This is a genomic window from Streptomyces sp. NPDC044002 (assembly GCF_056434525.1).
In genome coordinates, this window is record NZ_JBWKEZ010000015.1 from 35124 (window position 1) to 47728 (window position 12605).

General features: G+C 71.5%; 10 protein-coding genes and 1 pseudogene. 9 read left to right on the forward strand and 2 right to left on the reverse strand.

Translation table 11 applies throughout. From position 1 onward, the window contains the following. Positions 1-73: 73 nt before the first annotated feature. The 3 genes from AC07A6_RS14055 (at position 74) to AC07A6_RS14065 (ending at position 3651) form a co-directional block, all read left to right on the forward strand. Positions 74-364, forward strand: coding sequence for an EthD family reductase (locus AC07A6_RS14055; protein WP_478777248.1), 291 nt, complete (start codon positions 74-76; stop codon positions 362-364). Positions 365-424: 60 nt separating this feature from the next. After that, positions 425-2095 (forward strand): serine/threonine-protein kinase, encoded by a 1671-nt coding sequence (locus AC07A6_RS14060; RefSeq protein ID WP_478777249.1) that lies wholly within the window; start codon positions 425-427, stop codon positions 2093-2095. A gap of 233 nt (positions 2096-2328) precedes the next feature. Next, entirely contained in the window at positions 2329-3651 is a 1323-nt protein-coding gene (locus tag AC07A6_RS14065) for a hypothetical protein (RefSeq protein WP_478777250.1), read from the forward strand. 494 nt (positions 3652-4145) lie between these two features. On the opposite strand, the gene AC07A6_RS14070 is transcribed toward AC07A6_RS14065, so the two are convergent. Beyond that, positions 4146-5072, reverse strand: a complete 927-nt coding sequence (locus AC07A6_RS14070; RefSeq protein ID WP_478777251.1) for an NmrA/HSCARG family protein — start codon at positions 5070-5072, stop codon at positions 4146-4148. A gap of 118 nt (positions 5073-5190) precedes the next feature. Here AC07A6_RS14070 and AC07A6_RS14075 point away from each other — a divergent pair, with 118 nt between their 5' ends. From AC07A6_RS14075 to AC07A6_RS14085, 3 genes are all read left to right on the forward strand, one after another. Beyond that, a complete protein-coding gene (locus AC07A6_RS14075; RefSeq protein ID WP_478777252.1) occupies positions 5191-5769 on the forward strand; it encodes a TetR/AcrR family transcriptional regulator in 579 nt (192 codons plus the stop codon). A gap of 270 nt (positions 5770-6039) precedes the next feature. Next, complete coding sequence (locus AC07A6_RS14080) at positions 6040-6291, forward strand: hypothetical protein (protein ID WP_478777253.1); 252 nt, start codon at positions 6040-6042, stop codon at positions 6289-6291. A gap of 1362 nt (positions 6292-7653) precedes the next feature. Beyond that, positions 7654-8394: a dienelactone hydrolase family protein gene (locus tag AC07A6_RS14085; protein ID WP_478777254.1), complete on the forward strand. Its 741-nt coding sequence runs from the start codon at positions 7654-7656 to the stop codon at positions 8392-8394. Between the two features lie 638 nt (positions 8395-9032). On the opposite strand, the pseudogene AC07A6_RS14090 reads toward AC07A6_RS14085, so the two are convergent. Then, a pseudogene (locus AC07A6_RS14090) lies at positions 9033-9722 on the reverse strand (ATP-binding cassette domain-containing protein); the annotation flags it as partial. A 421-nt stretch (positions 9723-10143) separates the two neighbouring features. Between AC07A6_RS14090 and AC07A6_RS14095 the strand changes: the two are divergent. The 3 genes from AC07A6_RS14095 to AC07A6_RS14105 all read left to right on the forward strand — a co-directional run bounded on the left by AC07A6_RS14095 (position 10144) and on the right by AC07A6_RS14105 (position 12439). After that, positions 10144-10512 (forward strand): hypothetical protein, encoded by a 369-nt coding sequence (locus AC07A6_RS14095; protein WP_478777255.1) that lies wholly within the window; start codon positions 10144-10146, stop codon positions 10510-10512. A gap of 120 nt (positions 10513-10632) precedes the next feature. Further along, the gene (locus AC07A6_RS14100) at positions 10633-11262 is read left to right on the forward strand and encodes a hypothetical protein (protein ID WP_478777256.1); all 630 of its coding nucleotides are present in this window, start codon (positions 10633-10635) and stop codon (positions 11260-11262) included. A gap of 79 nt (positions 11263-11341) precedes the next feature. Further along, complete coding sequence (locus AC07A6_RS14105) at positions 11342-12439, forward strand: SagB/ThcOx family dehydrogenase (protein WP_478777257.1); 1098 nt, start codon at positions 11342-11344, stop codon at positions 12437-12439. Positions 12440-12605 lie beyond the last annotated feature (166 nt).

Here is a 12605-nt window from a genome sequence, read left to right on the forward strand (position 1 = left end):
CAGGCCGACGCCATGTACGGGCGGGGCCGCCACGAGTCGGCCGGCCGGCTGACGCCCACGGACGGAGTTCGTCGTGCATAAGCTCGTCGTCCTGTATTCCGAGCCCGCCGACCCCGACCACTTCCGCGACTACTACGTGGCCAACCACCTTGCGCTGGTCAAGGAGTGGCCCGGCCCTCTTGCGTGGCGCTACAGCTTCGACGTCGCGGCGACCGAGGGAGAAGCGCCGTACTTCGCGGTCTTCGAAGCCGACTTCGCCGACGCCGCCGCCATGGACGCGGCGCTGGCGTCGCCTCCGGCCGCGATCCGCCGGGGCCTCGCCAACTGGTCACCGCACGACTCCTCCCGGTTCGGCCGGTTCTGACGTTTAATCAATGACAGGGGGAGGCTCCGGGGGGAGTCTTCGCGGACCGAGGAGGCTGCCGTGCAGGAGCTGGAACCCGGGGATCCGAAGCAGCTGGGCAGGTACCGCGTCGTCGCCCGGCTCGGGTCGGGAGGCATGGGGCGGGTCTACCTGGGCCGGTCGACGAGCGGCCGGGCACTGGCGATCAAGGTGGTGCGGGCGGAGCTGGCCGAAAGTCCGCAGTTCCGGCTGCGGTTCGCCCGGGAAGTCGACGCGGCCCGCCGCGTGACGGGCTTCTTCACGGCGGCGGTGGTGGACGCCGATCCGGACGGCACACCCGCGTGGCTGGCCACGGCCTACGTCGACGGAACCTCCCTCCAAGAGGCCGTGCACACGCACGGGGCGTGGCCGCAGCGGTCGGTGCTCGCACTGGGGGTGGGCCTGACGGAGGCCCTGGAGGCGATCCACCGCGCCGGCCTCGTCCACCGCGACCTGAAGCCCTCCAACATCCTTCTCGCGGCCGACGGGCCGCGGGTCATCGACTTCGGCATCTCCATCGCCGCCGACCTGAGCACCGTGACGCAGGAAGGGACGCGGATCGGGACGGCCGGCTACATGTCGCCCGAGCAGATCAAGGGCCTGCGGGCCCAGCCCGCGTCCGACGTCTTCGCCCTCGGGGCGGTTCTGGCGTACGCGGCCACCGGGTCGGCTCCGTTCGGCACGGGAACGCCCGTCGCCGTCCACTACCGCACGGTGCACGAGGAGCCCGACCTCACGGGACTGCCGCCGGACCTGGAGGTGATCCGGCGCTGCCTCGCCAAGGACCCCCGAGAGCGCCCCGGGGTGCCGGAGGTGATGGCGGAGCTGGCCGCAGCCCTGGGAGACACGGACTCCGCCACCGCTCCCCCGGGGGACGGGGTCGCGGCCACCCGGATCCTGACGGAACTCGACTGGCTCCCCCCGGCGGTGTCGGTGGCCCTCCCGACAGCGGTGACGGAGCCGGTCCACCCGTCGCCGCCGGCCCAGAGCCCCGCCGAGGACACCGCGGCGACACGGGATGCGGGTGCGGATCCGGCCCGGACGCCGCCGGGGCCCCCGTCCCCGCCACCGGGCAGGGACACCCTGGGCAACACCCCCACCGCGGACGCACCGCCCATGGGTCCGGGTGCCGTCCCGGTCCTGAACCCGGTCCCGGACCTCGCCGCGGCCGCGGCGGCGGCCCTGGACGGGGCAGTACTGTCGGGACCCGGGAGCCGCCTGAGTCCCGGAGGAACGGCCTTCCTCGACCAGCTCCAGGCCACCAGGGACGCGGGCGGTGACGTCCGGGAGCTCCTGCTCGGCGCGGGAGCCCGGCTCCAAATACGCGACGTGCCGGGGATGCTGTCGCGGCTGCGCGCCCTCGGACAGACTGACGAGGCCCGTACCCTGCTCGTCGCCGGCGGCCAGCGCCGCCCCGCTGCGGACGTGGCCTCCCTGGTCGACACCCTGCGGGCAGCGCGCGACGTTCCGTACGTCTCCCCCGACGCCGATGCGGCCGCTGTCATCCAGTTCTGCGCCAAGCGGATGACCGACGACTTCGTCCAGGTCCTCGGGGACCTGGACGGCCTCGGACGGGGCCCGCTGCGCGAGGAGATCGTCCGGGCGGCTGCACGGCACCGGTTCCCCGGCACCCTGGACGGCCTGGCGGACCGGCTCCGGGCGGCCGGCCGTCGCCACGACGCGGGGGAGATCAGCCGCCACCGCCGACGCTAGCCGTACTCGGGGTACGGGCGAGGAGGGCCATGAGCACATGCGCCGTACTCGCCGCAGGGCCGGGACCGGTGCTCCACCCGGCCCTGAAAACCGCGAACCGCCTGGCAGAACCGCCGGCGGCATGCGGCAAGGCCACCCGTCGTCATCAGTGCGCCCGGGAGATCAGTACCGTCCCGACGCCGGCGTCGCACCCCTCCGTACCGCTGTCAGTGGCCCGGAGGAGGATGGTGATCATGAATGCGCTCCTTCCCCTGACCCTGCCCGCCGCCGTCGTGGGCGAGCACCGCGTCGACCTGACCGCCAAGCACTCCGAGGGGTGGGCGTTCACGACGTACGACGTCGCCGCGAACGCGGCCGGAGAGACGTACGCGCTGTCCGGGGCGGTTCGCTACCGGGCTCGGGGCACCGCGTCCGGCGACCCTCTCCAGATGGACTTCACGTACCACGTGATCACCCGGTACGGCCCGGACGGGACCCCCACCGCCACGGCCCTGTACGGCGGGAGCACACGGGGCAACGTCCCGAACGGGCTCGCTCGGGGATCGGAATTCAACCTGGCCGTCCTCCCGGACGGGATGGTGGCGGTCAGTTCCAAGCCGGGGAACACCCACCTGTTCTCCGCCGACCTGAGCCGGCTCGTGGAGTCCTGGCAGTCGCCCTGGGGCTGGGAGGATGAGAAGGAACGGGCGGGCGATCCGTACGCCATGTCGGTCGACGTCACGCCGTCCGGCCGGCTGCTGTGCGCGGTGGCCGAGTACGGGGTGAGCAACTGGGCCGGGCAGGTGCCCAACCTCGTCGCGCTCTCCGAGCCGGGCAGCACGCTCGGCCCCGGATCGAAGGCCACCCTGCGGGCCATCGCGACGCACGACGCGCGATCCGACCGCCAGACGGAGGCCGACCGGTACCCGCACGTCGTCTACGACGGCGCCCCCGTCGTCGGGACGAACCGGCCCTCCCCTTCACTCACCGAGATGGTGTCCACGGACGACCGGACCCGCTACGACTACACGGGCTGCAGCATGGGCCGCCCTGCGGCGATGGGCGACGACCTGTTCGTCGTCCCCGTCTTCGGGAAGACCTACCGGTCGGGCAGCCGCGGCCAGGTGTTCTCGTTCCTGCTGCTCGACGGGCAGGGCACGCGACGCGGGAAGCTTGACGGAATGCACCCGTACGAGGACAGCCCGTTCACCGGGTTCTACTGGAGGGTCGTCGGCGATCCGTACCGAGCGCGGGCCTTCCATCTGAACCGTTACGGCCTGTACGCGTGGAACGCCGAGGGGCAGATGCGTTCTCGGATCCCCACCGCGGACGCGCCGTTCAAGGCGCTCACCCACTTCCTCCTGATGGGCTGCTCCCCCGCCGGCGAGCTGCTCCTCGTGCACCAGAAGCAGCACCTGCTGCTCCGGGTGCCGGTGCCGGAGGACCTCGGCGGTCTGGAGGACGCGGTGCGGGCCGCCCTGAAGGGCTACGGCCCCGGGCGCAACGCGCTGAAGCGGCAGCACGCGCCCGTCAACTGGCACTGGACGGACGGCACCGCCCCGGTCCACCGCTTCTGATCCCTGACGCACAGCTCGCGCGACGGCCTGCCTTCAAGGGTGAGGGCGGGGTCTCCCGCCTGCACCCCGCAGCCAGGGCATGGGGCCTCCTCGGATGTCCGTGCACACGCACGGTCCCCGCAGCTTCCCCGACGTCCCCACCACCAACACGAACGTCGACCACGGCTGGAAGCACGACGGCCAGTTCGTCGTCCGACTGCCCGACCACTGGAACGGCGGACTCGTCGTCGCCGGCTGCCCCAAGAGCTCCGAACCCCCAGTGGGGCCGGCACTACGACAAGCCGCCTTCGGCGACGCCTGCCACCGCATGGTCACCGACGCCAGACGGGCCGACCTGCACCGCTGCATCACCGTGACGGGGCGGTGCCCACACCGACGGCCTTGTCCCGCTCGGCAAAGACCGCCTGCGCCCGATGCTCGGCTCCTTCACCAAGGCCCTGAGCGAGTCCCCCCGGCCCAGACCCCGATGCGTCCGGGGCCGTGGGGGCGGGCGCTCACGCGTCCTGCCCTGCGGTGCGCACGGAGTCGAGGAAGGCGGCGATCCGGGACGCGCCGGTGCGCTCCAGCCAGGTGCCGAAGTCCATGGCGGCGGGGTGGATGGTGCGGGTGGCGGGGATGTCCGCGCGGTAGCCGAGGGTGTTGAGCCACTCGTTGGCGTAGGCGAAGTCTTCGCTCAGGGACCGGATCGCCTCGATCGGGATCTGCACGTAGGGCAGCGGTCTGCCGAGCGCCCTGCCGATGGCCTCGGCGATCTGGACCGGCGTGAGTTCGTCGCCCGCCAGCGTGACCTCCCGGCCGATCCACTCCGTCGGCCGGGAGAACGCCAGCGCGGCGACGGCGCCCACATCGTCGACGGCCATGATCTGCTGCGGGACTTCCGGCGCGAGGCCCGTGGACAGGTTTCCGTTCCGCAGCGCGTATGCGCCGGTGAAGTTCTCCATGAACGAAACCGGCCTCAGGATCGTCGCGGGCAGGCCGAGGGCGGCGATGTGCTGCTCGATGTGCCACTTGCTGACCAGGTTCACCGGCAGCTTCTCCTCGAGGTGCCGGTCCGCTTCGGCGACCGAGGTGAAGACGAAGTGTCCGATGCCGGCGGCGTGTGCGGCCTCGGCGACGTTCACGCCCCAGCGGACCTCGTCCTCGGCGGCGAAGTCCGGCGCGGTACCGGGCGAGCCGACGGTGGGCTGGACACTGAACAGGCCCCAGGCGCCCTCGGCCGCGGCGGTCAGGGAGTCGACGTCCTCCATCCGCGCCCGCACCACCTGCGCTCCCGCCTGCGCCAGCGCCATGGCCTGAGCTCCGTGCGGGTCGCGCGTCAGTGCGCGCACCTGCCAGCCGTCGCGGAGCAGGTGATGCGTCACTGCCCTGCCCTGCATGCCGGTCGCTCCCGCCACCACGACGGTCTTCTGCGTCAGTTCCACGTGCTTCCTCATCGTGTCCGTGCGGAAGGGGGCCCGCCGCATAAGTGGGGTGGGCCCCCGTTTCTTGTTCGCTACGATATGGAGGACCACCCCACTTATCAAGCCGTCAGGAGTGCCCGTGCCCACCGACGCCGCCACCCCGCCGCGCCGGCCGATGCGCGCCGACGCCCGCCGCAACGTCGAGAAGATCGTGGCCGCCGCCGGAGCCCTGATCTCCGAGCACGGCGCCGATGCCTCCCTGGAAGAGGTCGCCCGCCGCGCCGGGGTCGGCTCGGCCACCCTGCACCGCCACTTCCCCTCCCGGCAGGCGCTCCTGGAGGCGGTCTTCAAGGGCCGGGTGGAGGTCCTGTGCGCGAAGGCCGGCGATCTGCTCGCCGAACCCGACCCGGGCAACGCCCTGTCCACCTGGCTTCGCGCCGTCGCCGCACATGCCGTGGCCAACCGCGGACTGGGGGCGTCCCTGATGCGCGACGCGGACCCGGCACTGGGTGAGACCTGCCACGACATGATCACCAACGCAGGAGACACCCTCCTGGCACGCGCCCGGGAGGCAGACGCCGTACGCCCCGGGATCACCATCACCCAGCTGCTGAAACTCGTCGGCGCCATCGCGCTGGCCACCGAGCAGGACATCGACGGCCCGGCCGAGGCCGACCTGCTGCTCGCGATCGCCATCGACGGCGTACGCGCGCGCTGAGCCGGGGCTCCCACAGACGTTCCCCTGCCGCCCGAGCAAGATCATTCGATGCACGGAGAGCAGGCCGCCCCTGCCGCCTCCGCCGCCCAATCGACAACCCCCGGCGGGCACTTCACCGGCACGCGGCCCGCGTTGACGGCGAAAACGCCACTTCACCCGCTGCACGCCAGGGTCCGCTCCCGGATTCCGAGGACGCCTTCACCCCGGGCGGTCCGGCCACTTCCCGGGAAGCATGTCCGTCCGCCGGCAGCTGCTGCGACGATCAGTGGCATGAACCTGATCGGACGCGCCGCTGCCGCGGCCACGCTGCTCCTGACCGCCGCCCTGGCGGGCCTGCCCCCCAAGACTCCCGCACACGGCTGCCCCGTCGTGTGCGCCGGAGACGCCCTCACAGCCGCCGCACCCACCCCCGCAGAGCTCACCCCACCGCCCCGCATCATCTCCGGCGGATGCAGCGCATGCGTAATCCTCACCAACGGTCAGGGATGGAACGGCGACTACGGAGACAGCGAACAAGCCTGACGCCCCGCCTCAACGCCCACCCCGCCCAGCCCCGCCCCGCCCCGCCCCGCTCCTGAGACTCAGCCCGGTATTGCCCGCCTCGCCGTGAGCGCGGCGGACCGCTGCGCCGTCGTGATCGTTGTCGAGTCCATGACTCCATCGTGGTACGGACCCCCACACTGCCCGGGTCGACGGAACGCGCCACGATTCGAGGAGCTCTTGGCCCGTCCGGCCCAGGAGGCCATGAACACCATCCATGAAGTCGGCCACCACCTCAGGACCCACATGCGAGGCATCAACCCGAAGTTCCAGGTCCCCCACCGACCACAACCAGCTCGCCCACCCCGACCCCCCGAGCTACCAGCGCATGCTCTGCCCCTGCCCTGAAGGCACACCGAACGTACCTTCCATCACGTCCTCCCCCTTGTGCGGTTGCCCGCAGTGCACAACGAACCGACGAACGACCGGGGGACCGGCCGATTCCAACCAGCAGCTGCCGGGAGGTCGCCCGAGAGGCTGTCGCCGGAGGCTGGTCACGGACTCCTGAATGATGCACCTCAACCGAACCCGCGATCTCCTCGCAGCCTGTAGTGCCACCAGCCGCCCCTCCTACGGAAATCGCGATAGGCGAAGGGGTCAGGCAGGGTCCTTCGCCACAGGTCCGCGTCCAGGCGCGTGATCGTGTCCCCAAGTTCCTGACGTGCAGGCGCGGGAAGGAGGGGCAGGACCTTCTCAAGCAGGTCTCTCGCCTCAGTGACGTCCTCGAGCCTGTCTGAAGGACACGGACACACCGCGTACGAGACATCTAGATACCGGCCGGGCTGGGCCAAGAACCGTCGATACCAGTGCAGGGCCACTTCGACGCACCCTGGCCACACACCTTCGGCATCGGCCCGTCTCTCAAGCCTGTGAACGGCAGCGGACGTCCGCACTGACAAGCGGTCGATCCGGTAAGGGCGGCCCAAAGCAAAGAGCCGCGGGTGAGGGGCGCGCAACGCGCCCGGCCGCCTACGCGGCATAACCCTTTCGGGCAGTGATCGTCATGCCCACATGCTCACACGGCCCAGCACAAACTGTCGACCCATGGTGCCCGAACCCCGCCAACCCAACACTGCTGCAAATCACTCTGAGGGGTTCTCATCGAAGGTTGAGCGGGCTGACCAGGGCGGGGCGGACAGGTCGCGGGGACGGCCAAGGGGCCTGCGCGAAAACCCGTTGGCGGACCACGGCGACCGCTGCTACCTTTCCGGAGGCCGTGCGAGAGAACGAGGAGGTGGTACCCGTGAACGCAGTATCGACATGGGTGCTCCCCTCCGGGGTCACGGTCGGGCGATAGGTCGTCGCCCGGGAGCGCCGTCTCTGAGCCTCCCGAAAGGCACGACCATGCACTTCACTTCTGAGCAACGCCTCGACGACGGCGTCCTCGAACGCGAATTCACCCTCGGTGAGATCCCCGGCATCCTGTGGACGCCCGCATCGGCATCCCCATCCGCTCCGGCGCCACTGATCCTGCTCAGCCCCCCTCCCATCGGGCTGCGCAAGACGTACCCCCGACTGGCGGCCCGGGCCCGGCACTCCGCGGCGGACGGCTTCGCCACGGCCACCATCGAGCTCCCCGGAAGCGGCGACCGGCCCCGCCTGCCCGCCGCCGAGCAAGCCCTCGCCGACCTCCACCGGGCGATGGAGGCCGGCAAGCCGGTCGGCAACGAGATCATCGACGCCCTCATCCTCCCGCTGGTCGACAAGGCGGTCCCGGAATGGCAGGCCGCCCTGGACGCCCTCCTCGCACTGCCCGGGATCGGCGGCCCGGTCGGGTACTCCGGGGGCGTGATCTCCATCGGTGTCCGCCTTGCGGTGGTCGAGCCGCGCATCTCGGCCGCCGTTCTGTTCGCCGGGAGCTTCGTACCGCGCGCCACGTTCGAGGAGGCCCGCCAGGTCACCATTCCGCTGCACGTCCTGCTGCAGTGGGACGACGAAGGCAACGACCGGCAGGCGGCCCTGGACCTGTTCGACGCCTTCGGCACCAAGGAGAAGACCCTGCACGCAAACATGGGCGGGCACACCGGCGTCCCTCAGCACGCCGGGGACGCCGCGGCCCAGTTCTTCACCCGGCATCTGAACTGAAACCGGGCCGTCAGGCCCGCCGCAGACGGTAGGTGCTGTCGGCCAGGATGCTTGCTCATCGAGGCAACAGGCCCCGCCTCATGGCGGGGCCTGTCGCATGCCGGGACGCCCAGTGGGCGCCCCCTGCGGGTCGACCTGTCCGCCCCGCCCTTGCCGGCCCGCTCAATTTTCGATGAGAACCGCTCAACCTTCGCTGGGACAGGACAGTTGGGTTGGGTCCTGCCGCGTCTGGTGAATCGTCACTTGCTGCGGTGGCGGGGCGGGGGCGGTGTCGGCAATCGGTAAAACTGCCCAGTTTCACTGACCAGCGACACCCGGCTCGTCCGAGCCTCAGCCCGCTACCTGTGAGGACAAGCTGCGCGCGCTCACCGAGGTCGTGCAAAGAGGGCACGCGATGGAGGGCCCGGGTTCGAGCAGATTTTGAAGGACGACGGGGTGACGGTGGCCGACGACGGCCGGGAGGTCGCCATCCCCGCCCAGCTGACCAGTGACAGCTCAGACTTCTCGGTCCGCGCCACCGTGGCCATCGGTGTGAGGCCGATAGCCGGGCCGACGGCCGCCACACACCGGCTCGGGCTGGAGCGGATCAGCTCGGCGGAGGCTTCGCGCTACTCCAGGGCGTCGGTGATCCGGCCGTCCTCCAGGTGTAGGCGGCGGGTGACGCGTACGGCCGTGAGGAGCCGGCGGTCGTGGGAGACGAGCAGCAGGGTGCCGTCGTAGGAGTCGAGGGCGGACTCGAGTTGTTCGATGGCCGGGAGGTCGAGGTGGTTGGTGGGCTCGTCCAGGAGGAAGACGTCGTAGCGCGACAGCAGCAGCGAGGCGAGCTGGGCGCGGGCGGACTGGCCGCCGGACAGCGACGTCATGGGCTGGTCCAGGCGGATGCCGAGGCCGAGCGTGCCGGCGACGTGTTCGGCGCGTTCGTCCAGGTCCGCCCCGCCCAGGACGAGCCAGCGCTCCAGGCTCGTGGCGTAGGCCTCTTCCGCTCCGGCGGCGCCGTCGGCCAGGGCGTGGGAGGCGGTGTCCAGGGCGTGCTGGGCCGCGGTGACACCGGTACGGCGCGCGAGGAAGCCGGAGAGGCTCTCGCCTGCGCGCCGGTCCGGTTCCTGGGGCAGGTATCCGATGGTCGCGCCGGCCGGGGCCGTACGGGTGTGGCCTTCTTCCGGCTGGTCGAGTCCGGCGAGGACGCGGAGCAGGGTGGACTTCCCCGCCCCGTTGGCGCCGACGAGCCCGATCACCTCTCCCGGGGCCACGACGAGGTCGAGGCCGGTGAACAGGGGGAGGTCGCCGTGGCCTGCGGCGAGGTTCTTGACGGTGAGGGTTGCGGTCATGTGGTCGCCTACCGAGAGCGATCGGTCACCTGTGGTGACACGGCGTGAGGGGGGTGTGTGCTCGGTGCGCGACGGGAGGCGGGAGTGGGGCGCGATGTCTACGAGGTCGGACCGGCCGCCGAGGGGGCCGGGAAGGCGCAGAGGACACGTCCGCACCACCACCGTCGGCAGAGCCGAGCGTGGCAGGACAGCACAGGCGGTGACACGGTGCTGTCAGCGGGGGCACGTACCTCAGATGCGCAAGATCCACCTCAATCGGCGACAACAGGGCCGTTCATCACGGTACGCATCGACCGCGCGACGGTGCCACCCCGTTTTTCGGCCGGGTCGGTCGCCCGCGCGAAGGCGAGCGCAGCAGCGGGCAGTTGCCATTGAGTCCCCCGGCTACTCAGCATTCGGACGGCGGTGCGATGATCCGTCCGTGGTGACAGATGCCGAGTGGGCTCGGATCCGGCGGGCCCTGCGCTTCGGACAGGTCTTCGAGGGCACTGTGGTGCACGTTCCCCGGCCCGGGGCGATCGGAATCTTCGTTGACATCGGCCTGAGCGTCGGAGGGTTTGTCGACGTACTGTGGCTGCCGGGCGAGATCGAGGACTGGCCATCAGAAGGCACGGTTGCCGATTTCGAGATCTGGTGGGCTGACAGTCGCCAACAGATCCGGCTGATGCCGTGCGACTCTCGGTATCGGCGCAACGACTTCGCAGCCTGTGTCGAACACCTCCGTCCCAGTTGGCCGTCTGACGTTGGCCAGACCGTGCCTGACCCAGAGCCTGCGACTTCCGACGAGTAGACGGGTAGACGGGTAGACGAGTGGCGGGTCACGTTTCGCTCTGATGAGCCGACAGCCGACTGCCCTTGAGGCTGGGGAAGTGACCGACGGCCCGCCGGCCAGGCCGGCGCCCCGCGCGCCGTGCTCGGCTACCAGTGCGCGGACGTCGAACCCCTGGGGCAGCGCGACGCACCGGCCGTCGGCACGATGTCCCGCGACGGGTACGGCGGGACGGACACCTGCCACGTGCTCTGCACCGCGCTGTGCCGCACAGGCACCGGCGGCATGCCGATCCTGCTGACCGACGACGAACACCGCTACCTGCCCGGCATGCTCGGCTTCCACTGGACCCGGCCGGGCAGCCTCCGGTACGGCGGCGGGCGCCACGTACGGGTCCGGACCGAGGGCAGGCCGTGCCACCGGGACCCCCGCCGTTGGCGCGGGCCCGTGCGGTACCGGTCGGCCACCCACGCCTCGCCCGGCACGGACGCGTCGGGCGCGCCCGGAGAGTTGTCAGCCGACGCCCCGGACTCCCCGGTCCGGGGCCTGCCAGGTGCCGGCGTCCCGCTCGGCCGGCCCCGGCTCCCGCCGCGCAGGAGGATGCGGTATCCGGTCATCGTGTGCGGGCGGAGCCTACGGGGGCGGCTGACGGGAAGGAATCGAGGTGTCCGCACTCACCCGGCGCAAGGAGAGAGCATGCGAGAGATCGACCTCAAGCCGGTCCCCGTCAAGAGGGACGAACGCCGAACCAGCGGCTACGGCCGCAAGTAGCGAGCTCAAGGGGCCGGCGCCGAGCCGGCCCCACCAACCGACGGACCCGTATGGGCGTGCAGGGTGTGAAGGGGATGAGATGCGGCTGCGGCGGCTGCGGGCCATGACGTGCTACTGGCACCAGGGATCGTTCGTCGTCCACGCCTACGTACGCGGCGCGCCCGTCTCCCTGCACCCGGGGTCGGCGGAAATCCTGAGCGCGTTCGAGACCTGGACGAGCCCGCAGGAAGCCGCCGACACCCTCGACCACCTCACCTCGGGCACAGTGGAGAAGGCGGTCCACACCCTTTGCGACGTGGGGCTGCTGGTGGCCGAGGGCAGCGACGACGCCCGTCAGGACGAGCACGTCGCCGAGAGCTGGAGTGCGTGGGCGCCGGAGGCGGCGTTCTTCCACTACGGCACCCGCGACGCCCCTTTCGAACCGGCGACCCCGGAGCTGCGCCAACACCTGACCGGAGCAGGCCGGCCCGCGCTGTTCACCGAGTACCCCCGGGCGGAGCGGATCCTGCTGCCCCGGGGGCCGGCCCCCGCGTTGCGCGTCCCGCTGGAGACGGCCCTCTACCAGCGGCGCACCCACCGTTCCTTCACCGACCGGGCCGTGTCCCTGACGGACCTGGCGGCGCTGCTCGCGGTCACCTTCGGGCCCGCCGACTTCATCGACGGGCACGAGTACGGTGCGCTGATGCGGCGCACCAGCCCGGCCGGGGGCTCCCGCCAGGAGATCGAGGCCTACCTCGCCGTGCCCAACGTGGAACACGTCGCTCCCGGCCTGTACCACTACAACGCCCGCGAACACAGCCTCGAGCTGATCGCCGAGGGCTTCACCCATGCGGAAGCGGCACAGCTGTGCGCGGACCAGGAGGGCACGGCGGAAGCCGCCTTCCTGATCTTCCTCGTGGCAGTGTGGGAACGCATGCGGGTCAAGTACCGCCACCCCCGGGCCTACCGGGTCAGCCTCCTCAACGCAGGCCACCTCGGCCAGACCTTCGCCCTCGCCGCCACCGCGCTGGGCCTGGGCCCCTTCCAGACCGCCGCGTTCGACGACACCGCCGTCGAAACCCGCCTCGCACTCGATCCGGCCGCCTGCTCCGCCCTCTACGCCCTGGCCGCCGGCCACCCCCGCGGCGAGGATGCCCGGCCCGCCGGGCTCAAGCCCTTCCGCCTCTCCGGCACCTGAGCGCACAACACCGGCCGACCGCGGCGGGGGTGGCCGGGGGGCCGGGGCACCGGGCGCTGGCTGGCTCGCGGTGGCCCCTGGGGTCGTCGGCCGCCCAGGTGACGGTGACGCCTTCGGTTCCGCCGGCGGTGGGCGGGGTCTTCGCTGCTCCGGTGTCATATCCGCC

What these genes read in the sequence shown, in the direction of transcription:
- AC07A6_RS14080 (WP_478777253.1), top strand. Translation starts at nt 6,040, where the DNA reads ATGAACCTGATCGGACGCGCCGCTGCCGCGGCCACGCTGCTCCTGACC.
- AC07A6_RS14065 (WP_478777250.1), top strand. Translation starts at nt 2,329, where the DNA reads ATGAATGCGCTCCTTCCCCTGACCCTGCCCGCCGCCGTCGTGGGCGAG.
- AC07A6_RS14085 (WP_478777254.1), top strand. Translation starts at nt 7,654, where the DNA reads ATGCACTTCACTTCTGAGCAACGCCTCGACGACGGCGTCCTCGAACGC.
- AC07A6_RS14105 (WP_478777257.1), top strand. Translation starts at nt 11,342, where the DNA reads ATGCGGCTGCGGCGGCTGCGGGCCATGACGTGCTACTGGCACCAGGGA.